16 protein-coding genes are annotated in these 22,977 nt (G+C 74.1%); 6 read left to right on the top strand and 10 right to left on the bottom strand.

Going from position 1 to position 22,977, the window contains the following annotated elements; all coding sequences use genetic code 11:
• The first annotated feature begins 67 nt into the window (after positions 1-67).
• Positions 68-1,579: a phosphotransferase gene (locus tag EAE32_RS12095; RefSeq protein WP_279386924.1), complete on the top strand. Its 1,512-nt coding sequence runs from the start codon at positions 68-70 to the stop codon at positions 1,577-1,579.
• Here the strand turns inward: EAE32_RS12095 and EAE32_RS05300 are convergent.
• Positions 1,516-5,070, bottom strand: a complete 3,555-nt coding sequence (locus tag EAE32_RS05300) for an ATP-dependent helicase (RefSeq protein ID WP_121864384.1) — start codon at positions 5,068-5,070, stop codon at positions 1,516-1,518. The genes EAE32_RS12095 and EAE32_RS05300 overlap by 64 nt on opposite strands.
• On the bottom strand, positions 5,067-8,447 hold the full coding sequence (locus EAE32_RS05295) for an ATP-dependent helicase (RefSeq protein ID WP_121864383.1): 3,381 nt from the start codon (positions 8,445-8,447) through the stop codon (positions 5,067-5,069). Before EAE32_RS05295 ends, EAE32_RS05300 begins: the two co-directional genes overlap by 4 nt.
• Before the next feature lie 66 nt (positions 8,448-8,513).
• On the opposite strand from EAE32_RS05295, the gene EAE32_RS05290 reads away from it, so the two are divergent.
• Positions 8,514-9,335 carry a 3'-5' exonuclease gene (locus EAE32_RS05290; protein ID WP_243635586.1) on the top strand — a complete coding sequence of 274 codons (822 nt, stop codon included), beginning with the start codon at positions 8,514-8,516 and terminating at the stop codon, positions 9,333-9,335.
• A 138-nt stretch (positions 9,336-9,473) separates the two neighbouring features.
• Here EAE32_RS05290 and hemL read toward each other — a convergent pair whose 3' ends face one another.
• From hemL to hemE, 8 genes are all read right to left on the bottom strand, one after another.
• Entirely contained in the window at positions 9,474-10,793 is a 1,320-nt protein-coding gene (hemL, locus tag EAE32_RS05285; RefSeq protein ID WP_121846495.1) for a glutamate-1-semialdehyde 2,1-aminomutase, read from the bottom strand.
• 80 nt (positions 10,794-10,873) lie between these two features.
• Complete coding sequence (hemB, locus tag EAE32_RS05280; protein WP_121846496.1) at positions 10,874-11,881, bottom strand: porphobilinogen synthase; 1,008 nt, start codon at positions 11,879-11,881, stop codon at positions 10,874-10,876.
• Positions 11,882-11,899: 18 nt separating this feature from the next.
• Positions 11,900-12,811, bottom strand: coding sequence for a uroporphyrinogen-III synthase (locus EAE32_RS05275; RefSeq protein WP_121864382.1), 912 nt, complete (start codon positions 12,809-12,811; stop codon positions 11,900-11,902).
• Complete coding sequence (hemC, locus tag EAE32_RS05270; RefSeq protein WP_121864381.1) at positions 12,808-13,743, bottom strand: hydroxymethylbilane synthase; 936 nt, start codon at positions 13,741-13,743, stop codon at positions 12,808-12,810. The genes EAE32_RS05275 and hemC overlap by 4 nt, the downstream gene beginning before the upstream one ends.
• Entirely contained in the window at positions 13,740-14,945 is a 1,206-nt protein-coding gene (locus EAE32_RS05265; RefSeq protein ID WP_121864380.1) for a ferrochelatase, read from the bottom strand. The genes hemC and EAE32_RS05265 overlap by 4 nt, the downstream gene beginning before the upstream one ends.
• A gap of 1 nt (position 14,946) precedes the next feature.
• Positions 14,947-15,675 (bottom strand): hydrogen peroxide-dependent heme synthase, encoded by a 729-nt coding sequence (hemQ, locus tag EAE32_RS05260; RefSeq protein WP_206059889.1) that lies wholly within the window; start codon positions 15,673-15,675, stop codon positions 14,947-14,949.
• A 107-nt stretch (positions 15,676-15,782) separates the two neighbouring features.
• Entirely contained in the window at positions 15,783-17,267 is a 1,485-nt protein-coding gene (gene hemG / locus EAE32_RS05255) for a protoporphyrinogen oxidase (RefSeq protein WP_121864379.1), read from the bottom strand.
• On the bottom strand, positions 17,264-18,454 hold the full coding sequence (gene hemE / locus EAE32_RS05250; protein ID WP_121864378.1) for a uroporphyrinogen decarboxylase: 1,191 nt from the start codon (positions 18,452-18,454) through the stop codon (positions 17,264-17,266). Before hemE ends, hemG begins: the two co-directional genes overlap by 4 nt.
• Before the next feature lie 147 nt (positions 18,455-18,601).
• Here hemE and EAE32_RS05245 point away from each other — a divergent pair, with 147 nt between their 5' ends.
• From EAE32_RS05245 to EAE32_RS05230, 4 genes are all read left to right on the top strand, one after another.
• Positions 18,602-19,918, top strand: a complete 1,317-nt coding sequence (locus EAE32_RS05245) for a glutamyl-tRNA reductase (protein WP_121864377.1) — start codon at positions 18,602-18,604, stop codon at positions 19,916-19,918.
• Positions 19,919-19,956: 38 nt separating this feature from the next.
• Entirely contained in the window at positions 19,957-20,637 is a 681-nt protein-coding gene (locus tag EAE32_RS05240; RefSeq protein WP_240624986.1) for a TetR/AcrR family transcriptional regulator, read from the top strand.
• Between the two features lie 86 nt (positions 20,638-20,723).
• The gene (locus tag EAE32_RS05235) at positions 20,724-20,951 is read left to right on the top strand and encodes a DUF3107 domain-containing protein (RefSeq protein ID WP_121845044.1); all 228 of its coding nucleotides are present in this window, start codon (positions 20,724-20,726) and stop codon (positions 20,949-20,951) included.
• Between the two features lie 339 nt (positions 20,952-21,290).
• Complete coding sequence (locus tag EAE32_RS05230; protein ID WP_121864376.1) at positions 21,291-22,976, top strand: DEAD/DEAH box helicase; 1,686 nt, start codon at positions 21,291-21,293, stop codon at positions 22,974-22,976.
• The last annotated feature ends 1 nt before the right edge of the window (position 22,977 follow it).

The following is a 22,977-nucleotide window of genomic DNA, read 5'->3' as shown; positions in this document are numbered from 1 at the left end:
GGCCCCGGACACCCTGGACCGGCCTGTGCACAGCCCGTCCCGAGGCTCGGCCGGTAGGGTGGAGCAGGTGAGAACGACCCCCGAACTGCTAGCCGCCGTCGCCGCCGCGGCCGTCCCCGGGCTGGCCCCCGTGGCCACCGGTCCTTCTCCCGACGACGCCGCGGACTTCCGCTCCTGCGTGGTCCAGGACGCCGCCGGGAAGCGGTGGCGCGTGCGCAGTCCCCTGAGCACCGAGGCGAGCATGCGCCTCGAGACCGAGCACCTGGTGCTGCAGGCGTTCACCCCCTCGGTGCGCTCGCACCTGCCGTTCCACCTGCCCACCGTGGTCGGTTCCGTGGCGCAGGGCGAGCTGCGCACGTTCGTGTACTCCCACCTGCCCGGGCAGACCCTGAGCCTTCGGGAGCTGCAGCGGCAGAACACCCACCCCGAACCGCCCCTGCACGCGCCCTCCCCCAGCGCCGCGCCCCGCGCCCCGCTCGCGGTGCAGGTGGGCCGGGCACTCGGGGCCCTGCACTCCCTGCCCCGGGCGCTCGTGATGGACGCGGACCTGCCCGCCTACAGCTCCGAGCAGTGCCGCAAGCGCATGCTCCACGACCTCGACCAGGCCGCCACCACCGGCCAGATCCCCGGCGAGCTGCTGCGCCGCTGGGAGGAGGCCATGGAGGACACCACGCTGTGGCAGTTCTCCACCCGCGTGGTCCACGGGGACCTGCACGAGGACAACATCACGGTGGACCACGGCGCGCTCGCCTCGTTCACCGGGTGGAGCGACCTCCACGTGGGGGACCCCGCCGAGGACTTCTCGTGGCTCGTGGGCATGAGCGACCCCACCTTCGCGGACACCGTGATCGAGGCGTACTCCGTGGCCGCCGTGCAACCCCCGGACCGCCACCTGCTGCGGCGGGCCCACCTCAAGGCGGAGTTCGCCCTCGCCGAGTGGCTCGTGCGCGGCGTGGACCGGGGCATCCCGTCCATGGTGGACAACGCCCGGCGGATGCTGGAGACCCTCGCCCGGGACGTGCGGGACAGCGCCTCACCCGCGCCGGGGGTTCCCGGGCCGCCCCGAGAGGATCCGGCGGCCCAGGACGGGCCGCGGCCCCGGGAGGACCCCGCGGGTCGAGGGTCCGAGGCCGCACCGGCCACCGCACGCGCAGCGGCCGGTGACCTCGACGCCGACGACGCCCGCTCCCCCGGGCTCAGCCCGTCACCTGCTCCGCGCAGCGGGTCCACTGCGGGGTCCGGAACCGGCACGGGGCCGGGCGCCACCGCAGATCCGAGCCCCGCCACAGGATGGGGTAGCACCGCGGGGCCGCACGCCCGTGCTGGAACCGACGTCGGTGCCGGAACTGCGCCCAGCGCGGGGGCTGGCACCGGAGCAGGCCTCCGTACCGGAGCGGCCGTCAGTGCCGGACCGGACGTCAGTGCCGGACCGGACATCAGTGCCGGGCCGGACGTCAGTGCTGGTCCGGGTGCCGCACCCGCGCCGGCTCGTTCGGCGGCCGACTCCCCCGAGGATCAGGCTTCGGGCGGCGGCCCCGCCGAGTCCGCCGGATCCACCGGGTCCGTGCCCCGCTCGTAGAGCCGCGACACGATCCGCTCCAGCTGCGCCTCGTCTGCGAGGTCGTGCGGGCGCACCACCTCGTCCGCGGCCACGTAGTAGAACGCCGCCGACACCCGTTCCACGGGCACCTCGTGCAACCGGGCGAAGGCCAGACGGTACAGCGCGAGCTGACCCGCCTTGCGCCGCAGGTCACCGCCGCGCGGCACCCGTCCCGTCTTCCAGTCCACGAGCTCCCACCCGTCGGCCGTGCGGAACACGGCGTCGATGCGGCCGCGCACGGTGAGGGAGCCCACCGGGGTCTCGACGGGCAGCTCCACGGCGTACGGCTCCCGGCTCGCCCACGGGCTGCGGCGGAACGTCTCCGCGAGGCGCGGCAGGTCCAGCTCCTCGTCCACGTGGTCGTCCGCTCCCGGAAGCTCGTCCAGGTCGAAGATCGCGGAGTCCCCGAAGTAGTCCTCGACCCAGGCATGGAACGCCGTTCCCGCGCGGGCCGCAGACCCCGGGCGCCGCGGCATCGGACGCCGCAAGGTGCTGATGAACTCCTCCGGGTTCTCGTCCATGGCCACGAGGGCCGAGGCGGAGACGTGGGCCGGCATGTGCACCGCGCGCCGCTCGAGGCTCGCCTCGCGCTGCGCCAGCAGCAGCTCCGCCTCGCGGCGCCACCGCGCGATCCGTGCACCGGAGGCACCGGTCGCAAGATCCTCGTCAGGCAGCTCCCGGGTGCCGGGGAACCCACCCTGGCGCACCGCCAGGGCCGTGGCCTCCATCCGGCCGCGCCTGCCCTCGTGGGTGGGTGGGAACACCGTCCGCCGCACGCGGCCCTCGGCGTCCCGGGAGGTTCGGGTGATCCGCGGCCCCTCCAGGGGGTCGTAGGGCCACACGGCGCTGACCAGGGTGTCCAGCTGCGGATTGCTCGCGCCCTCCTCCGGCTCCGCCCAGGGCCCCGCCTCGAAGCCCGCCGTGGAGCGCTCCGCCATGTCCCGGGCCTCCTGGAGGAAGGGACTCACGGCCTTGCCCGTCTTGCCCGTCCCGCGGAACACGGTTCCGGAGAGCTCCAGGAGGGACTTGGCGCGGGTGAAGGCCACGTACGCCAGGCGTCGCTCCTCCCCGAGGTCGTGCTCGGCCACGTCCTCGGTGAACTCGCCGAAGGAGTCCTCCACCTCCCGGACGTCGTCCAGGCGGACGTGCCACTGCGGCAGCTGCGCGGCGTCGCCACGCAGGGGCCACGGGAGCTTCGCGGCGTCCCCGGTCCAGGCCGAGGAGTTCTTCGTGGGGAAGTCGTCCTGGTTGAGCCCGGGGACGTACACGTGGTCCCACTCCAACCCCTTGGAGGCGTGCACCGTGAGCAGCTGCACGGCGTCCCTGCGCGTGTGCGCCGGTGGCAGGTCCAGGCCGTTCTCCTCGCGGGTCGCGGCGTCGAGCCACGCGAGGAACGCGGCGACGTCGTGCGTGCGCGTGGTGGCCGTGAACTGCACGGCCTGGTCCGCGAAGGCATCCAAGTTCCGCCGCGCGTGCGCCGGGTCCTCCCCGGGCAGCGCGGCGAGCTCGATGTCCAGTCCCAGCACGGTCTCCACCTCGTGGATCACGGTGGTGAGCTCGTCCCCGAGAACCTGGCGCAGGGCCCGGATCTCCGCCCGCAGGGCGCGCAGCCGGCGCATGCCCTCGGCGCTGATGCTCCGGCCCCGCGAGGACACCCAGCCCTCCCGGGGCAGCGTCTCCACGGCCTCGATCAGGCTGGAGCGGTCCACGAGGTCCGCCATCACCACGGTCTCGAGGTCCTCGTGCCGCGCCGCGGCAGGGGCCGCGTCCGTGCCCGCGCCCGCAGCGGCGTCGTCCTGGGGACCGCGCTCGGAGGCAGGGTCCGACGACGCCCCGGTGCCGCCCTCCGCTCGCTCGCCCCGGGAGGCGCGCTCGTGACGGCGCTCGAGCTCCGCGGCCCAGTCCCCGAGGGCCGCGAGGTCCCGCGCGCCGAGCCGCCAGCGGGCGCCCGCGAGCAGCCGGGCGAGGGCGTCCGAGCGACCGGGGTCCGTGAGCACGTGGAGCATGGCCACGACGTCGCAGACCTCGGGAGTGTGCAGCAGCCCGCCCAGACCCACCACTTCGTAGGGGATCCCGAGCGCCTCGAGCTCGAGCCGCAGGGGCTCGAACTGGGCGCGGCGCCGGCACAGCACAGCCATGGTGGGCATCTCCTCGAGGGGCTGGCCCTCGTGCGCCCGGCGCTCGTCGCTGATCAGCTGGGCCACGGCCTGCGCCTCGTCCGTGTCCGTGAGGTGGCGGCTCACCCGCACCCGCCCGCGCGCGGCCTGGGGCGACGGGTCCAGAGGAGGCACACGCAGAGAGGCCGCGGAACGGTTCCACGAGGGCGCCGTGCGCAGCGGCTCGGCCACGGCATTGGCGACGTCCAGCACCGAGAGGCTGTTGCGCCACGCCGTGGTGAGGAAGCTGGTGTCCGCCACGGCCCACTGCCCGTCCGGCGTGCGGCGGGGGAAGTTCTCCACGAAGCTGAAGAGCTGGCCCGCCGAGGCCCCGCGGAAGCCGTAGATGGACTGCTGGGGATCCCCCACGGCCATCACGCAGTGGCCCTCCCCGTACAGCCCGGAGAACAGGGCCAGCTGGGCGTGGGACGTGTCCTGGAACTCGTCCAGCAGCACCACCTTGAAGCGGTCGCGCTCCGCGGCCCGCGCGTGCGGGTCCACCTGGACGATGCGGGCCGCGAGCGAGAGCAGGTCCCCGTAGTCCAGGGCGGACTCCTCGCGCTTGACGGCGTGGAACCGGTCCACGAGCTGCGCGAGCACCTCGGTCTGCTCCATGCGGGCGAGGGCGGCCTTGACCTTGCTGCCGGGGGTCTTCTTCCGCCCATCCGGCGGGGCGTCCTGGACGCCGCGCCGGAAGCGCTCGACGAAGTCACGGATCGTCGCGGTGTCCACGAGGTGCTCGGAGGCTTCCGAGGAGAGCGTGATCAGCCCCTTCACCAGGGTGTCCGCGGCGGGCACCGACTCGGGCAGCGGGCCGTCCCAGCCCCGCACGAGGTCGCTGGCCAGCTGCCACGTCTGGGCCTGTCCCAGGAGCACGGTGTCCGACTCGATACCCAGCCGCAGCCCGTAGCTGCGCACCAGCGTGTTCGCGTAGGAGTGGTAGGTGCTGACCGTGGGCTCCTGGGCCGCCTCGGGAGCGTCGTCCTCCTCGGCAGGGTCCTCGATCAGCCCGGCACGGCGCAGCAGCCGCAGCTTCTCCGCAATCCGGTGGGACAGCTCCCCCGCGGCCTTGCGCGTGAACGTGACACCCAGGATCTCCTCGGGCCGTGCGAGCCCGTTCGCCACGAGCCAGGCCACGCGGTCGGACATCGTGGTGGTCTTGCCCGAGCCCGCACCAGCCACCACGAGCCGTGGTGTGAGCGGAGAGGAGATCACGGCGGCCTGCTGCTCCGTGGGCGGAAAGTCCCCGAGGGCCTCGGCGATCTCGTACGGGGAGTACCTGATCTCCTCCGTGCCGACGTTCTGGTCCGTCATTTCTCCGTCACCTGTCTTCCCTGGGCGCACAGCGGGCACACCCACGGCACGGCGCAGGACCGGCCGTGCCCGCCCTGCTCCTGCTCCGCGGTGTGCCGCGCCTCGAACTGCGCGTCGGCCATGAGCAGCGCGGCCTGGGTGATGAGCTCGCGGGCCCACTGCTGGTCCTCATCCAGGGGGTCCTGTTGCTGAACCCCCGGTTTCACGGTGCTGCCCCCGAGCTGCACGAGCAGCGCCCCACCGGGACGCGCCAGCACGGCCCCCTCGGGCAGCTCGATGCGCTCCGGTGGCTGCGTGGCGTGCAGGTCCTCGCGGCCCGCGCTGTTCTGCATGGCCCCGCCCGCGCCCGCCTGCAGCGCCACCTGGTACGCCGCGAGCTGGGGGTGCTCGGGGAGGTCCTCCGCCGGAGGCTTGTGCTTGCCCGTCTTGAGGTCCACCACCACGTGGCGGCCGTGGGCGTCCACCTCCAGGCGGTCCACGCGACCGGTCAGCAGGGCATCCCTGGCGGCACTTCTCACGAGCACCTGGAAGCTGCCCTCCACGGCCACGAGCTCACGGCCGTGCTCCGTGCGCATCTCCCGGGAGTACTGGGCGAACTTGCGGAGCATGGCCTCGGCCCGCTCGAGCTCCTGCAGCCCCGTCCAGCCCCGCGGCATGCCGAGCGAGGGCCAGCGACGCCGCAGCTCGGCCACGAGCTCCACGGCGTCCGCGTCCGGCATGTTCTCGGCGATGTCGTGCACGAGCGTGCCGAGGCTGCGGGTGAGGTCGGTGGTCTCCGTGGCACGGGCCTCGGCCACGAACCAGTCGAGGGGTGAGCGGTGCACGGTCTCGATCTTGGAGGGTGACACGCGCACCAGCTCGTCGGACGCGTAGAGGGGATCCTCCGTGGACAGCGGCGCGCAGCCCCACCACTGGTCCGGGTCGGCACCCGCCACGGGGTCATCCTGGGAGGCGAACCGGTGCAGCAGACGGGCCGCGGCCTCGCGCTCCTCCGGGGTGGACACGGGGTCCTGGAGGGCGCGCCGCAGCGAACCCGTGAGCTGGCGCAGGGTGAGGGGCTCGGGGGCGTCGAGCTCCTCGAGGGGGATGCCGGGGTCCTCCCCCCGCCCCCCGGCCACGAGGGCCACGAACTCGGAGGGCTGCTCGTCCTGGGTGGCGACCGCGGTGACGGTGACCCCCTCACGCGCCCGGGAGACCGCCGTGGCGAACTGGCGCAGCTCGTCCGAGCGCACCTGGCGCAGCCGGTCCACCGCGCCCAGCCGGGCGGCCTCCTCCGGACCGTGGTCCAGCGCATCGGTCAGGACGTCCGTGCCGAGCAGCTGGCCGCGCAGCGCGGTGTTGGGCCACACTCCCTGCTGGACCCCCGCCACCACCACGTGCGACCACTCCCGCCCCGCGGAGCCGGCCGGTGTCATCACGGACACGTTGTCCTCGGCGGGCGCGCGTGCCGCCAGGGTGTCCATGGGCAGCTCCTGGTGGTCCATGTACTCCATGAACGCCTGGGCGGTGGCCCCGGGGACCTGGTCCACGAAGCGCTCCGCGGCTTCGAACAGCCCGACCACCGCGTCCAGGTCCCGGTCCGCGCGCACGGCGTCCGGTCCTCCCTCCAGCGCACGACGACGCCAGCGCACGCCCACGCCGCAGGCCTCCCACAGCGCCCACAGCACGGACTCCGCGGTGGCACCGGGTGCGTCCAGGGCCTGCTGTCCTGCGGCGAGCATGTCCGCCACCCGGGCCGCGGCGTCCGAGCGGACCTCCGCGAGCTCCAGCAGCACACCGTCCGTGAGGGCCTGCACGAGGAGGTCGTCACTCGTGCGGCCACCTCCCGTGCGCAGCTCGTAGCCGCGCAGCCGCTGCCGGATCCGGCGCACCTCCATGGGAGAGGCGCCCCCGATGCGCGAGGTCAGCAGCGAGACCGCCGTTGCGGCGGTGAGCACGGCCTCCACCGCGCGGGGCTCCTCCGCCGCGGTCTCCTCCGTCTCCGCCGGATCCCGCCGCACCTCCTCCGGCGGAGCGGTGTCCTGGGCGGCCAGCAGCAGCCGCAGGGCGTCGAGCAGGGGGATCACGGCCGGCTCGTCCCGCAGGGGGGTCTCCGCGGCCGAGGTGGTGGTGGGAACACCCAGGGCGCCCAGCTGCCGGGTGAGCGCGGACAGCTGCGACCCGCTGCGCACGATCACGGCCATCTCCCGGAAGGGAACACCGTGCAGGACGTGCAGCCGCAGGAAGTGGTCCGCGCACCAGCGCGCCTGGGCCGTGGGGGACTCGAACAGTGCCACCCGGGCCGTGCCCTCCCCGCTGCCGTCCGCGGCCGGAGCGCGGTCCACCCGCGCCCCTGCCACCACGCCGACGGCTCGGGCCACGCGCTGCCACGCCGCTGCCACCTGGAGCGGCATGCGGTGGCTCGTGCGCAGGTGCATGCGCTGCACGGGGCGTTCGGGCGTGCCCACCCGGTCCTCGAGCGTGCGCAGCAGATCCGGCCGGGCGCCGCGGAAACCCTGCACCGTGGTGTCCGGGTTCGCGGTGAACACGGCGTCCCGCCCCCGGGTGAGCACCCCGATGAGCCGGTGGGCGGACGGGGTGGCCTCCTGGAGGTCGTCCACCACCACCAGGTCCAGGCGCTGCTGCTCCCGGGCCAGGAACTCGGGGTTCGCCTCGAGGATCCGGGCCGCCCGGTCCACGAGCTCGGAGGGGTCGAAGGCGTTGGGCATGCGCAGCGCGCGGATCTGCTGGTACTCCTCGCGGAACGCGGCGGCCGTGCGCCACTCCGGGTGGCCGAGCGGTTCCGCCCACGCCGCGAGCAGGTCCGCGGGCACCCGGTACTCGTTCATCCGGTCGAACAGCTCCCGCAGCTGGCCGCGGAAGCCCCGGGTCCCGAGCGCGTCGTCCAGGTCCGCGGGCCACACGACGGCGCCGCCGTGCCCCCGGGCGTGGCCGCGCACCATCTCCGCGAGGAACGCGTCCTGCTCGGGCCCGGAGAGCAGCACGGGAGCCGTGGTGACGCCGGGCAGCAGCCCCTCCCCGTGCGCGCGTCGCAGGACGTCGAACGCGTAGGCCTGCCACGCCCGCACGAGCGGGGTGCTGATGGTGGCCGCGGTCCGCCGGCTCACGAGGTCCCGCAGCGTGGCCGCGGACTCGCGGGACGGGGTGAGCACCAGCAGCCGCTGGGGGTCCGCGCCCTCGCGGATCCGTCGCACCACGCTCTCCACGACCACCGTGCTCCGTCCGGTGCCCGGGGCGCCCAGCACCAGCACGGGCCCGTGTCCGGGGCCCAGCTCCACGACGGCGCGCTGGGCCGGGTCCAGCTCCACGGCCGCCCCTGCGACCTGGGCACCGCGGGGCGGGAGGACCCGCCAGGAGGCTTCTCGCTGCTTCGGCATGCGCCCATCCCACCACGGCGCTCCGACATCCATAAGGACCTGGAGCACGCCCGGTACCGTGGGTCCATGGCCTCCCCGCAGCATCCCGACGACGCCCAGCCCGCCCTCTTCGACGCACCCCCGCCCACCGGGGAACCGGCCGCGTCCCGTGCGGCGGGCGCGGAGCAGCCCGCCCTCTTCGAGGCGCCGGCGTCCCGCCCCGCAGCCTGGACGGAGGCTCCCCGCGCGTGCTTCGACCTGGAGACCACGGGCCGTGACCCGCAGCAGGCGCGCATCGTGACGGCGTCCGTGGTGCTGGTCTCCCCCGCCGGTGAGGTGCTCCGGGAGTGGGAGTGGCTCGCGGACCCCGGGGTCGAGATCCCGGAGGAGGCGGCCGCGGTGCACGGTGTCTCCACGGAACGGGCCCGCGCCGAGGGCCGCCCGCTCGCCGAGGTAACCGCCGAGCTCGCCGAGCTGCTCGCGGGTTTCTGGCGCGAGGGCACCCCCGTGCTGGCGTTCAACGCCGCCTACGACCTCACGGTGCTGACGCGGGAGACCGAGCGCCACGGCCTCCCCGCCCCGCAGCCGCACCCCGTGCTGGACCCGTTCGTGCTCAATAAGCAGGTGCACCGCTACCGGCGCGGCAAGCGCACCCTGGGCGCCCTGTGCGAGGAGTACGGCGTGGTGCTCGACGCCGCCCACACCTCCGCGGCGGACGCGCTGGCCACCGAACGGCTCGCGAGCGCCATGGCCGAGCGGTTCACCGAGCTTCGCCAGCCCGCGGCCGCGCTGCACGAGCGGCAGATCGGCTGGGCCGCGGAGCAGGCTACCTCCCTGCAGGAGTACTTCCGCCGCAAGGACCCCGCCGCCGTGGTGGACGGCACGTGGCCCGTGCATCCGCGACTCTAGCGAGCCCGGCGAGCCGCGACAGGGTCGTCCCTCCGGCCCCTGGCAGACGACGACGGCGCGGCACCCACCCGGGTGCCGCGCCGTCGTCGTGCCGTGCCCCGCCCGAAACCGCCCCAGCGGGCCGTGGCAGGGGACGGATCAGGCCTGCGGGGGTTCGGCCGCCGCTGCCGCCTGCGCGGCGGCGGGCAGCGCCGAGAGGATCCGGTCCATTGCGGAGTCGTCGTGCGCGGCGGAGAGGAACCACGCCTCGAACACCGAGGGCGGCAGGTAGACGCCGGCGTCCAGCATGGAGTGGAAGAACGGCGTGTACCGGAAGGTCTCCTGGCCCTTGGCGTCCGCGTAGTCGTGGACCCCGGTGGCGCCCGTGCCGAACGCGACCGAGAACAGGTTTCCCGCCTCCTGGATGGAGTAGTCCACCCCGGCGGCGTCGAGCGCCTCGCGCAGACCGGCACGCAGCTGCTCGGAACGGCGGTCGATGGTCTGGTAGGCCACCGCGTCCGCGCACTTGAGGGTGGCGAGCCCCGCGGCCATGGCCACCGGGTTCCCGGACAGGGTGCCCGCCTGGTAGACCGGCCCGGTGGGGGCCAGGTGCTCCATGATCTCGCGGCGTCCGCCCAGCGCGGCGGTGGGCAGTCCGCCGCCGATGACCTTGCCGAACGTGAACAGGTCCGGCGCCCAGCTCTCGCCCCTGGCGTTGCTCAGCCCCCAGTACCCGGCCTCGTGCACGCGGAACCCGGTGAGCACCTCGTCCAGGACCATCAGCGCACCGTGCTCCTGGGTGAGGCGGCGGATGGCGGCGTTGAAGCCGTCCTCGGGGGTGACCACGCCCATGTTGCACGGCGCGGACTCGGTGATCACCGCGGCGATCTCCCCGGGGTGCTCCGCGAACACGGCCTCGAGCGCGGCGACGTCGTTGTACGGCAGCACCAGCGTCTGAGCGGCCGTGGCCGCTGTGACGCCCGCGGAGCCCGGCAACGCGAGGGTCGCCAGACCGGAACCGGCCTCGGAGAGCAGCGAGTCCACATGGCCGTGGTAGCAGCCCGCGAACTTCACCACGAGGTCCCGGCCCGTGTACCCGCGGGCGAGGCGCAGCGCCGTCATGGTGGCCTCCGTGCCCGTGGAGACCATGCGGATCTCCTCGAGCGGTGCCACACGGTCCACCACGAGCTCCGCGAGCTCGGTCTCCCCGCGCGTGGTGGCGCCGAAGCCGAGCCCGCGCTCCACGGCCTCGTGCACCGCCTCCGTGACCACGGGGTGCGCGTGGCCGATCAGCGCGGGGCCCCACGAGCACACGAGGTCCACGTACTCCCGTCCGTCCACGTCCGTGAGGTACGGGCCCTTGGCGGCCGCGATGAACGGCGGGGTGCCCCCCACGGAGTTGAACGCGCGCACCGGCGAGTTCACGCCCCCGGGCATCACGCGGCGGGCACGGTCGAACAGTTCCTGCGAAACACTCATGAGATCACTTCATTCCTTTCGCCGGGAGCGGGTCCCGGGGACACCGTGGCGCGCGGCTCTGCACCGCGGCCTGAGAGCAGTTACCGGCCGTTGTCCTGCCGGAGCCAGCGGGCGAGTTCGGTGGCGTAGTAGGTCAGGATGGAGTCCGCGCCGGCGCGCTTGATGGACAGCACGGACTCCCGGATGGCGGCCTCCCGGTCGATCCAGCCGTTGGCCGAGGCGGCCTCGATCATGGCGTACTCCCCGGAGATCTGGTACGCGGAGACGGGCACGGGTGAGGCGTCCGCGACCTCCCGCAGGATGTCGAGGTAGCTCATCGCGGGCTTGACCATGACCATGTCCGCGCCCTCGTCCAGGTCCGTCTGCAGCTCCAGCAGCGCCTCCCGGCGGTTCGCGGGATCCATCTGGTAGGTCTTGCGGTCCCCCGTGAGCGTGGAGTCCACGGCTTCACGGAACGGGCCGTAGAACGCGGACGAGTACTTGGCGGTGTACGCGAGGATCGAGACGTCCTCGTGGCCCGCGGCGTCCAGTGCCGCGCGGATCACACCCACCTGTCCGTCCATCATCCCGGACGGGCCCAGCATGTGCGCCCCGGCCTCGGCCTGGGCCACGCCCATGCGCCCGTAGATCTCCAGGGTGCGGTCGTTGTCCACGCGGCCCTGCGCGTCCAGCACCCCGCAGTGGCCGTGGTCCGTGAACTCGTCCAGGCACAGGTCCGACATCACGACGACGTCGTCCCCCACCTCCTCGCGCACCGCACGGATGCCGCGGTTCAGGATCCCGTCCGGGTCCAGCGCCGCGGAGCCCACGGCGTCACGGGTCTCGGGGACGCCGAACAGCATGAAGCCGCCCAGCCCGAGCTCCACGGCCTCCGCAGCCGCGCGCTGGAGCGAGTCCATGCTGTGCTGGACCACACCGGGCATCGAGGACAGGGGCTGCGGTTCGCGGAGCCCCTCCTTGACGAACACCGGCAGGATCAGGTCGGAGGGGTCCACCCTGGTCTCGGCCACGAACCGGCGCATGGCCGGTGTGCTGCGCAGCCGCCGGGGGCGGGACACGAGGTCGTAGGACACGTCGTCGTCGTTCATCTGCAGATCTCCTGAGGTCTAGGTCGTGCGGGTCGTTCTGCTCGTGCCGGAACCGGCTGGCCGGCGCAATGCCGCGCCGACCGCCGCCGCGAGCGCGTCCGGCGTGGGCTGCGCCGCGGTCACCGGAGCCACGCCGTGGTGCCGCAGGGCCTGCGCCGTGGGCTCCCCGATGGCGACCCACGCGACGTCCTCCGCCGGGGTGTTCCCGTTCAGCAGCGCCGCGGCTCGGGACGGCGCCGTGACCACCACGGCGGCCACCGCGCCGGTGGCGCACGCCGCCCGTGCGTGCTCGGAGGTCCACTCCGGAGGTGCATCCGTGGGCACCGGGCCGCTCGCCAGGGGGCGCGCCGCCGGGGCCGGAACCGTCTCGTACGCGCTCACGCGCTCCACGCGGTACCCCCGGTCGGTGAGACCGTCCTGCAGCGTGCGGGACGCGAGCGACGAGACCGGCAGCAGCACCCGGCACGTCTGCGCGCTCGGCACGGCCCGCGGGTCCTCGGGCCACTCCGCGAGCATTCCCGCCGCGCTGGAAGCGCTCGACGGCGCGAAGTCCACGCCCACACCGTACTCCCCGAGAGCCCGGGTGGTGGCGGCGCCCACCGAGGCGGTGCGCAGCCCAAGCCTGCCGCCCCCGGCGGGTGCGGACCCGGACGCGCCCCGCCGGGCGGCGTCGAGCACGGCGCCCCAGTCCGGGGACTCCGCGACCGCGGCCAGGGCGGCCACGGTGGTGGCGGAGGTGACGCAGAGCCACGTGGGGACCGCGGGTTCCGTGGCCTCCCGCAGCAGTCGGCGCAGGGGACGCGTGTCCGCGGGCAGCTGGGCCTCCAGCAGCCGGGCGGCGAGCGGCTCGCACCCGCACTCCCGCAGCAGCACCGCCAGGGGCAGCGCGGCGGCGGGGTCGCGGGTGACGAGCACGCGGGGGGCGCTCACAGGGTCAGCCGAGCCAGCCGGTCGGCGCCGTGGGCCAGCAGGTCGTCCGCGACGCGCCGACCGAAGGCCTCGGCGCCGGACGCGGTGGGCTCCGCGAGCGTCTCGCTGCGGCGCATCACCTCGGAGCCGTCCGGGTTCGCCACGACCACGTCGAGGGAGAGGACACCGCCCTCGAGCCGCGCGAACGTGCCCACGGGCGCTGCGCACCCGGCCTCGAGCTGGGCGAGCACCGCGCGCTCGGCCGTGACCGCGAGCCGCGTGGGCCCGTGGTCCACCGCCGCGAGACCGCGGGCGAGGTCCGAGTCCGGGTTCAGATCCGCGCTCACCTCGAGCGCCAGCGCTCCCTGGCCGGGGGCGGGCAGCATCATGTGCGGGTCCAGGTACTCCGTGATCCGTCCCTCCAGCCCCAGGCGGCGCAGCCCGGAGGCCGCGAGCACCACCGCGTCCAGGTCCCCGGGGTGCACCCGGTTCAGGCGGGTGCCCACGTTGCCGCGGATGTCGACGATGCGCAGGTCCGGGCGCAGGGCCCTCAGCTGCGCCACGCGCCGCGGTGAGCCGGTGCCCACGGCGGCGCCCTCGGGAAGCTGCGCGAGCGTGAGACCGTCCCGGGCGCACAGGGCGTCCCGCGGGTCCTCGCGCTCGGGCAGCGCCGCGATCCGCAGACCCGCCACGGGAGCCGTGGGGAGGTCCTTGAGCGAGTGCACCGCGAGGTCCACCCGGCCGTCCAGCACCTGCGCGCGCAACGCGGTGGCGAACACCCCGGTGCCGCCCAGCTGGGACAGCGGCCCCGTCAGGACGTCCCCCTCGGTGCGCACCGTGACGAGCTCGTGCTCGGGACCCCCGGCACGGGTGACCGCCTCGGCCGCCCAGCGGCTCTGGGTCATGGCCAGCTGGGAGCCCCGGGTCCCCACCGTGAACACGGCAGCGGTCACCGGCGGATCACCTCGCCGTTCTCGTCCAGACCCACGGGGATGGGCTCGCCCACCGGTCGCTGGGCGATGGTGGGGCGGGGTTCGTTCTGCCCGCGCAGCACCTTCACGCAGCAGTCCGGGGCGCACGTGTCGAACCACGTGCCCTGGGCGCACGCCGAGATCCGCGGGGGCGCGGTGGGCGTACCCAGCCGCTGCTCCACGAGGTCCGCGAGCGCGGCCACGAAGTCCGGGTCCGTGCCGGCGGTGGGGATGCGCTCGAACTCCAGTCCGGCCGCAGCCGCGGCCTCCCGTGCCTCGGTGTCCAGGTCCCACAGCACCTCCATGTGGTCGGACACGAATCCCAGGGGCACCACGGCCACGCCGGTGACGTCCTTCTCGGGCAGTCCCTCGATGACGTCGCAGATGTCCGGCTCGAGCCACGGCACCTGCGGGGGCCCGGAGCGGGACTGGTACACGAGCTCCCACTCCACACCGTCCATGGGCTCCCCCACCTGCTCCACGATCCACCGCGCGGCCGCGAGGTGCTGCGCCACGTAGGCGGAGTCGCCCTCGAAGCTCATCCGCTGGGGCCCTGCGGCGTTCGCGTCCGTCATGGGCACGGAGTGGGTGGTGAACAGCACGCGCAGCGCACCGTCCGTGCGCTCGCGCAGGGCCAGCAGGGAGTCCCGCAGCTTGCCGGCGTACGGGCGGAGGAAGCCCTCGGAGTCGTAGTACTGCCGGATCTTCTCCACGTGCAGCTCGTCCTGCAGTCCCGTCTCCTCCAGGCCCACGCCGTAGTCCTCGCGGTACTGGCGGCAGCTGGAGTAGCCCGAGTACGCGCTCGTGGCCAGCACGAGCAGGTCCTTGTAGCCGCTCGCGTGGCACTGCCGCAGCACGTCCGCCACGTACGGGTCCCAGTTGCGGTTGGCGAGCAGGATGGGCAGGTCGATGCCGCGCCCGCGCAGTTCGCCCTCCAGGGCGTCCCGCAGCGCCCGGTTCTGGGCGTTGATGGGGCTCACACCGCCGTTCGCACGGTAGTGGGTGGCCACCTCCTCGAGCCGCTCGTCGGGGATGCCGCGCCCGCGGGTGACGTTGCGCAGGAACGGGATCACGTCCTCCTGACCCTCGGGGCCCCCGAAGGACGAGAGGATCAGTGCGTCGAACGCGTGCGGGTCGTTGGCGCGCGCGGCGCTGAGCGCGTTGGTCTGCTGGTCGGTGGTCATCTCAGTCGAGCACCTCGGCGATCTCTTCGGTGGTGATCCGTCGGCCCGTGTAGAACGGGGTCTCCTCGCGCACGTGCAGGCGGGCCTCGGTGTTGCGGAAGTGGCGCATGATGTCCACGAGGTCCACGAGCTCCGGCGCCTCCAGGGCCAGCAGCCACTCGAAGTCGTTGAGCCCGAAGCACGCGATGGTGTTCGCGAGCACCTGGGGGTACTCACGGGCCTTCATGCCGTGGTTCTTGAGCATCTCCCCGCGGCGCTGCGGGTTCATGTAGTACCACTCGTAGGAGCGCACGAACGGGTAGACGCACACCCACTTCTGGGCCTCGGCGCCGCGCGCGAACGCCGGGGAGTGGTTGGAGGTGAACTCCGCCTCGCGGTGCACGCCCATGGCGTTCCAGGACTGCTTCGTCCCGGCCAGCAGGGGCTCCCGGCGCAGCTCGCGGATGGCCGCCTGCAGCTCGTCCGGCTCCTTGCCGGTGAGCCAGACCATGAGGTCCGCGCCCTCGCGCATCCCGGAGACGTCGTAGACGCCGCGAACGCTCACGTCGCGCTCGGCCAGCCGCGCCACCAGCGCGTCGAAGGACTCCCGGTTCGCCGGTGAGTCCGCGTCCTGCGGCCGCTGCCCGGTGCGCTCCAGCACGGTGTACCCGGCCCAGTACAGCGTTCCCTCGCCCTCGTGCCCGGCGCGCTCGTCCGCGCCCTGTCCGGTCCTCGTTGCGTGCTCCGTCATGCTGCACTTCCTTTCGCGTTCTTCTCTTCTCGTTCGCCGTGGCCCGTGCGGCGCGCGGTGGACGCGGGCGTCGTCGACGACGCCGCCCCGCCCCCCCGCGCGGCACGTCACGTGCCCGCGTCGAATCCGTGCCGGGCGAGCAGCCTGGCGACCTGCTGCCGGGTGTCCGTGACGACCGCGGCGAGTCCGGTGCCCGAGAGCCAGGCACCGACCGCCACGGCGTCGGGGATGTCGGTGAGGGCCCGCCGGAAACCGGTGGCCCGCGCGGTGTGCCCGGCGTCCGTGCGGGGCAGCACCGCGTGCCAGCGGACCACGTCCGCGCCCACGAGCTGCGACGGCTCGATGGGCACGCCGAACAGGGTGCTCGCGTCCCCGAGGGCCAGGGAGATCAGGTGCTTGTCCTCCAGGGTCACCTCGGGAGAGGGTCCCGAGCCCCGCGGGGTCGCGCGGCCGTAGGAGAGCCGCACCACGTGGCGGTGCGCCCCGGCCTCGCGGGCCACCCACTGCCACTTGGCGCTCGAGTGGGTGAGCGCCTTGGCGCGGACGTCCCGGACGTCGTCGCTCACGAGCACGCCCGTGCCGCGCGGCGCGCTGTCCAGTGCCGGGCAGTCCAGCACGAGGGTCGCGAGCGCGATCCGCGGCCCGGAGCGCGGCGTGTAGTTCTGGGCGTCCGGCATGTGCGAGCCCATGAGCCGCACCGACGTGGGCCCGTCCGCGGCCACCACGAGCAGCTCGCCGCGGGCCACCGCGGTCTTGTCCCCGTTGGTGGGCTGGCGCTGGATGACCATCCAGCCCTGGCGCCGGGGGTCGCGGTCCAGGGCGATCACGTCGTAGCGGGTCACGAGCTTGACGCCCAGCCGTTCGGCGTCCCGCACGAGGCGTTCGCTGAGCAGGTTCATGCCGCCGTCGATCCCGGCCACGTTCGCCCCCGCGGGGCTCGCGCTGCGCAGGGCGCCGGCCGCGGCCCCCAGGCTGCCGAGCTCACGCATCCTCGCGCGCAGACCGGGCGCGACGGCGTCGACGTCCAGCTGGTCCGGGTGCGTGGAGTAGACCCCGGAGACGAACGGGCTCACGAGCCGGTCCACCACGCGCTGTCCCATGCGGGCGCGCACGAGACCGCCCACCGTGCGCTCCCCCGCTCCCACGCGGGCGGGCAGCATGCGGTCCAGGCGGGCGCGCGAGGTGCCGGCCCGGCCGAGCGGTACCCGCAGCTCGGGGTCGGTGGGATCCGCAGGGATGCCCAGCACACCCGAGCGCGGCGCCGGAACGGCGCCCTCGGGCAGGCACAGCCACGAGCCGGCGGGATCGGGCGTGACCATCCGGTCCGAGAGACCCAGCTCGGCCATGAGCTGGGGAACGGCGTCGGAGCGGGTGGCGAAGGACTCCGCCCCCGAGTCGAGCACGAGGCCCGCCACCTGGTGGGCACCCACGGCGCCGCCGAAGTGGTCGGAGGCCTCCACGAGGGTCACGCGCAGCCCGGCCGCGGCGAGGTCGCGCGCGGCCGTGAGACCCGCCACCCCGCCGCCCACCACGAGTGCGGTGCGGGGCCGCCGCGTGGCGCTGCCGCGCGTGTCACCGGAGGAAGTTGTCACCGAGTCTCCTTGTGGATGAAGGTCACCAGTTCGCTCAGGACGTCCGGGTCGGTCTCGGGCGGGACGCCGTGGCCCAGGTTGACCACGTGGCCGGGAGCCGAGCGGCCGCGGCGCAGGACGTCCCGGGTGTGCTCGTGCAGCACCTCGCGCGGTGCGGGGAGCAGGGCGGGGTCGATGTTGCCCTGCACCACGGTACGCCCGCCCAGGCGCCGGGAGGCCTCGTCCAGGGGAATCCTGTAGTCCACGCCCACGGCGTCCGCCCCGGCGTCCCGCATGGCGGCGAGCAGCTCACCCGTGCCGGTGCCGAAGTGGATGCGCGGGACCCCGAGCTCCGCCACCGCCGCGAGCGCGTCCGCGGAGTGGCGCTGGACGTGCGCCTCGTAGTCCCCCAGGGACAGCGAACCGGCCCACGAGTCGAACAGCTGCACCGCGGACGCCCCGGCCTCCACCTGGGCCCGCAGGAAGGCGCCCGAGGTGCGGGCGGCCCACTGCGCCAGGGCCTCCCAGGACTGCGGGTCCGCGTGCATCATCGTGCGCGGGCGCAGGTGGTCGCGGGACGGCCCGCCCTCCACGGCGTACGCGGCGATCGTGAACGGGGCGCCCGCGAAGCCGATGAGCGGGGTGTCCCCGAGCTCCGCGACCGTGCGGGCCACCGCCTCGCGGATGGGGTCCAGGTCCGCGTCCGCGAGCTCGGGGAGCGCGGCGACGTCCGCGGCCGTGCGCACGGGGTGCTCCAGGACGGGACCGCGCCCGGCCACGATGTCCACACCCACGCCCGAGAGCTTCATGGGCACCACGATGTCGGAGAAGAAGATGGCGGCGTCCACCCCGTGGCGTCGCACGGGCTGCAGGGTGATCTCCGCCGCCAGCTCCGGGGTCAGGCACGCCTCGAGCATGCCCGTCCCCTCGCGGGCCGCACGGTACTCGGGCATCGAGCGCCCGGCCTGGCGCATGAACCACACCGGCGTGTGGGCGGCGGGCAGCCCGCGCAGGGTGCGCACGAGCGGGGACTGCGCGACCCCCTCGGAGCGCAGGGGGTGGCCCGCGGGCAGGGCCGTCAGGCGCCGCTCCCAGTCGTCGCCGACGCCGCCCTCCCCCGTGCGCGGGGCACCGGCCCCCGGTGCTGCGGCGGGGTCTGCGGGGCGGGGGTCGCGGGACGCTGCGGGACGCTCGTTGTGGGGTGCCATAGTGCCTCCCATTGTGCCAAAGGGCACCGACGCGTTTTGATGACGGACCGTCCGCGGCGGGTGCGGCGCACCAGCGGGACCCGGGAGCCGCCCCGCGGGTGGCTATGCTGGGCGCACGAGAAGGACTTCCTCTAGGATGGCTTGATTGTGGTTCTCTTCTGTCTTGTCGCATCGCACCGGTCCGTGGACCTCAACACCGTCGCGCGGCTGAGCACCGGTGCCCTCGGAGTGGCCGAGGACGCCGTGGCCCGTGGTGCGCTCGAGGGGGCCGTCACGCTGTCCACGTGCAACCGTCTGGAGCTCTACGGTGAGCTCCCCGACCACGGCCCGTGCGACGTCCTCACCGCGCAGCAGCAGCTCGCCGCACGGATCGCGGAACGGGCGGGTCTCGACGCCCGTTTCGTGCTGGAGACCATGGACGCCTACCAGGGCCCCGAGGTGCCCCGGCACCTGTTCACCGTGGTCTCCGGACTCGAGTCCGCCGTGGTGGGGGAACGCGAGATCACCGGCCAGGTGCGCCGCGCGCTCACGCAGGCCCGGCAGTCGGGAACCGCCTCCGGCCACCTCGTGCAGCTCTTCGAGGCCGCCGCGCGCACCGCCCGGGAGGTGGGCGCCCACACCGGCCTGGGAGAGCGTGGCCGCTCCATCGTCTCCGTGGCCCTCGACCTCGCGGACGACATCACCCCCGGGGACTGGCCCCGTCGGCACGCCCTCGTGTTCGGCACGGGAGCGTATGCAGGAGCCACGATGGCCGCCCTGCGGGACCGCGGCTGCGCGGACATCGAGGTCTACTCGGGCTCCGGGCGCGCGGAGCAGTTCACGGACCAGCGCGGCGGCTCCCCCGTGACCGGGGTCGAGCTGCCCGCGGCCCTGCGCCGCGCGGACGTCGTCATCGGCTGCTCCGGCGGATCCGCCCCCATGCCCGCGTCCGCGTTCCCGGGCGGTCCCCGCACCGTGGTCGACCTGGCACTCGCGCGGGACTTCGACCCCGCCGTCGCGGACCTGCCGGACGTGGAGCTGATCACCCTGGAGTCCGTGCGCGTGGCCGCCCCGGAGGAGACCCGGGAGTCGGTGAGCGCGGCCCGGGAGATCGTGGAGCGCGCCGCGGCGGGATTCGAGGCGGCGCAGAACGCCCGGAGCATGGACCAGGCCATCGTGGCCCTGCGCAAGCACACCATGGCCGTCCTGGACGCCGAGCTCGAGAAGGTCCGCACGCACCACGGCTGCACCGGCGCGGAGGAGCAGATCGAGATGGCCATGCGGCGCATGGTCAAGTCCCTGCTGCACACCCCCACCGTGCGCGCCCGCCAACTGGCCGCGGAGGGCCGTGCGGACGAGTACATCACGGGCCTGGAGGCGCTCTACGGCCTGGAGGTCGTGTCCCCGCACGGCTCCGACGACGCCGCGCGGACCCCCGCCGCAGAAGCCCCCACAGACACCCCGCGCCCCCGCGCGGCGAGCTGATGCCACCACGGACACCGCCGTCCGCAGAGGAGAACCCCATGACAGCCGTCGACGACCGCGATCCCGCCTCCCGCACCGCGCCCACGCGCGCCCGCCGCATGAGCCGGGACCAGCGCCGCGAGCAGCTGCTGGACACCGCCCTGCGGGTGTTCTCGGACGGCGGCTACCACGCCACGTCCATGGACGAGATCGCGGCCGCCGCCGGGGTGTCCAAACCCGTCCTGTACCAGCACTTCCCCGGCAAACGGGACCTCTTCCTGGCGCTGGTGGAGCACACGCTGCGCGAGCTGTCCGGGCGCCTGGAGGAGTCACTCTCGGAGTCGGACACGCACCGGGAGCGGGTGCGCAACGTGATCGTCACGCACTTCGACTTCGTGCACAGCCACCCCCAGGCCCACCGTCTGGTGTTCAGCGCGGACGTGATGTCCTTCCCGGAGGTCGCCGCCCAGCTGGACGACTTCTCGGAGGGGGTCGCAAGCGCCGTGGCCGCCCTGCTGGGACCCACCACGGGCGCCCCGCCCGCGCAGGCCATGCTGCTCTCGCGCGGTCTCGTGAACATGGTGCAGACCTCCGCGATCTACTGGATCCGCCACCCGGAGTCCGGGTCGCGCGAGGAGGTCCAGGACCGGATCTTCCGTTTAGCCTGGGGCGGAATCAAGTCCCTCAGCGAGGAGCGCCCGGAGCCTGCTCCTAGACTGGGCCGCAACGACCGGGACTGACGCCCCGTCCCCGCACGGCGCGTCCGGTCCGCAGCACACCGTCCCGCTCCGCGCGCAGCGGCCGGGACCGTCGCAGGAGGGTATCCATGGAAATCAAGATCGGCATCCAGAACGTCTCGCAGGTGCTCATGCTCAACAGCGACCTGTCCGCTGACGAGGTGCGGGCCAGGGTGACCGAGGCGCTGTCCTCCGGATCCCCCCTCGTGCTGGAGGACACCAAGGGCGGCACCGCCATGGTCCCCGCGGCGAGCATCGGCTACGTGGAGACCGGCAAGGAGACCCGCCGGAAGGTGGGCTTCGCCCCCGTCGCCTGAGCTCCCCGAACCATCCGCCGCGCCCGAGCGGCGCGCCACGACGCCCCCGTCCCGGGGGCGTCGTCCCGTTCCGGCCTCTCGTGTTGCGGGTACACTGGGCTCGTCTAGCAGGATGACCGGTCGTCCCAAGAGACCGTCAGGTTCACTTTCCACCCGCTCCGGCACCGCGCCCGGAGGGCGCACGCGCCCTCCGCTGAGCGCCCGGGCGGGGTGCGTTTCACGATCGGCTTCCTCACACTCGCGCGGTGGCCCCCGGCTCGCGCCGTGCCCGTCCCCCGCAGGACGGCAGGCGCACGAGACCCGGTGCCGGTGCCCCGCGCCTACCCGTGAAGGATCGTTTTGACCGACATCACCGCAACACCCGAGCAGGACGCCCCCGAGCCCGACGAGGCCGGGGTGCAGGCCATCGAGACCGCCGAGCCCGTGGCGGAGTCCTCGTTCGCGGACTTCGGGGTCCGCCAGGACATCGTGGCCGCCCTCGCGGCCCACGGCATCACCTCTCCCTTCCCCATCCAGGCGATGACGCTGCCCATCGCCCTCTCGGGGCAGGACATCATCGGCCAGGCCAAGACGGGCACCGGAAAGACCCTGGGCTTCGGCATCCCCGCCCTGCAGCGTGCGGTGGGCCGGGACGACGAGGGCTGGGAGCAGCTGAAGAAGCCCGGCGCCCCGCAGGCCCTGATCGTGGTCCCCACGCGTGAGCTCGCCGTTCAGGTGGGCAGCGACCTCGCGATCGCCGCGAAGACCCGCAACGCCCGCGTGGCCACCATCTACGGCGGACGCCCGTACGAGTCGCAGATCGCCGAGCTCGAGAAGGGCGTGGAGGTCGTCGTGGGCACCCCCGGGCGCCTGATCGACCTGAACCGTCAGCACTTCCTGGACCTGAGCCACGTGCGCATGGTCGTGCTGGACGAGGCGGACGAGATGCTGGACCTGGGCTTCCTCCCGGACGTGGAGAAGCTGCTGGCCGCCGTTCCCGAGGTGCGCCAGACCATGCTGTTCTCGGCCACCATGCCGGGTCCCGTGGTCGCCATGGCCCGCCGGTACATGACCCACCCCATGCACATCCGCGCGGCGGCCCCGGACGAGGGCACCACCAAGAAGGACATCCGCCAGGTCATCTACCGCGCCCACCACCTGGACAAGGACGAGGTGGTCGCGCGCATCCTGCAGGCCGAGGGCCGCGGGCGCAGCATCATCTTCACGCGCACCAAGCGCGCCGCGGCCAAGCTCGCGGACGAGCTCATCCACCGCGGCTTCGCGGCCGCTCCCCTGCACGGGGACCTGGGCCAGGGCGCCCGTGAGCAGGCGCTGCGCGCGTTCCGCAACTCCAAGGTGGACGTGCTCGTGGCCACGGACGTCGCCGCGCGCGGCATCGACGTGGAGGACGTCACGCACGTCATCAACTTCCAGTGCCCCGAGGACGAGAAGACCTACCTGCACCGCACGGGCCGCACGGGCCGCGCGGGCAACAAGGGCACGGCCATCACGTTCGTGGACTGGGACGACGTCCCCCGCTGGCGTCTGATCGACAAGGCGCTGGAGCTCGGCGTCCCGGAGCCCGTGGAGACCTACTCGTCCTCCGAGCACCTCTACACGGACCTGAGCATCCCGCGCACGGTCAAGGGCAGGCTGCCCAAGTCCCAGCGCACCCTCGAGGGCCTCGACGCCGAGGAGCTCGAGGACCTCGGGGACGCCCGCCCCCGCCGCGACGACAAGCGCTCCGCGGGCGGCTCCCGCGGAAGCTCCGGGGAACGACGCCGCTCGGGCGGCTCGGGCTCCGACCGCCGGCGCTCCGGCGGTTCCGACGCGGGCGGTTCGGCAGACCGCTCCCGCCGTCCCCGCTCCGGCGACGGCGAGGGCTCCCGCGGGACCGGTCAGGGTGAGAGCTCCACGCGGGAGACGTCCGTGGAGACCTCGGGCGAGGGCGGCGCCAAGCGGCGTCGGCGGCGTCGTCGTTCCTCCGGGCAGAATCGGGCCGGCAGCGCGCAGAACGCCCAGCAGTCCTCCGACGCCGGGGAGTAGG

This window comes from Kocuria tytonicola (assembly GCF_003687175.1).
Classification (GTDB): domain Bacteria; phylum Actinomycetota; class Actinomycetes; order Actinomycetales; family Micrococcaceae; genus Kocuria; species Kocuria tytonicola.
Note: the sequence above shows the minus strand (reverse complement) of the source record. Positions and strands in the feature narration are given on the sequence as shown.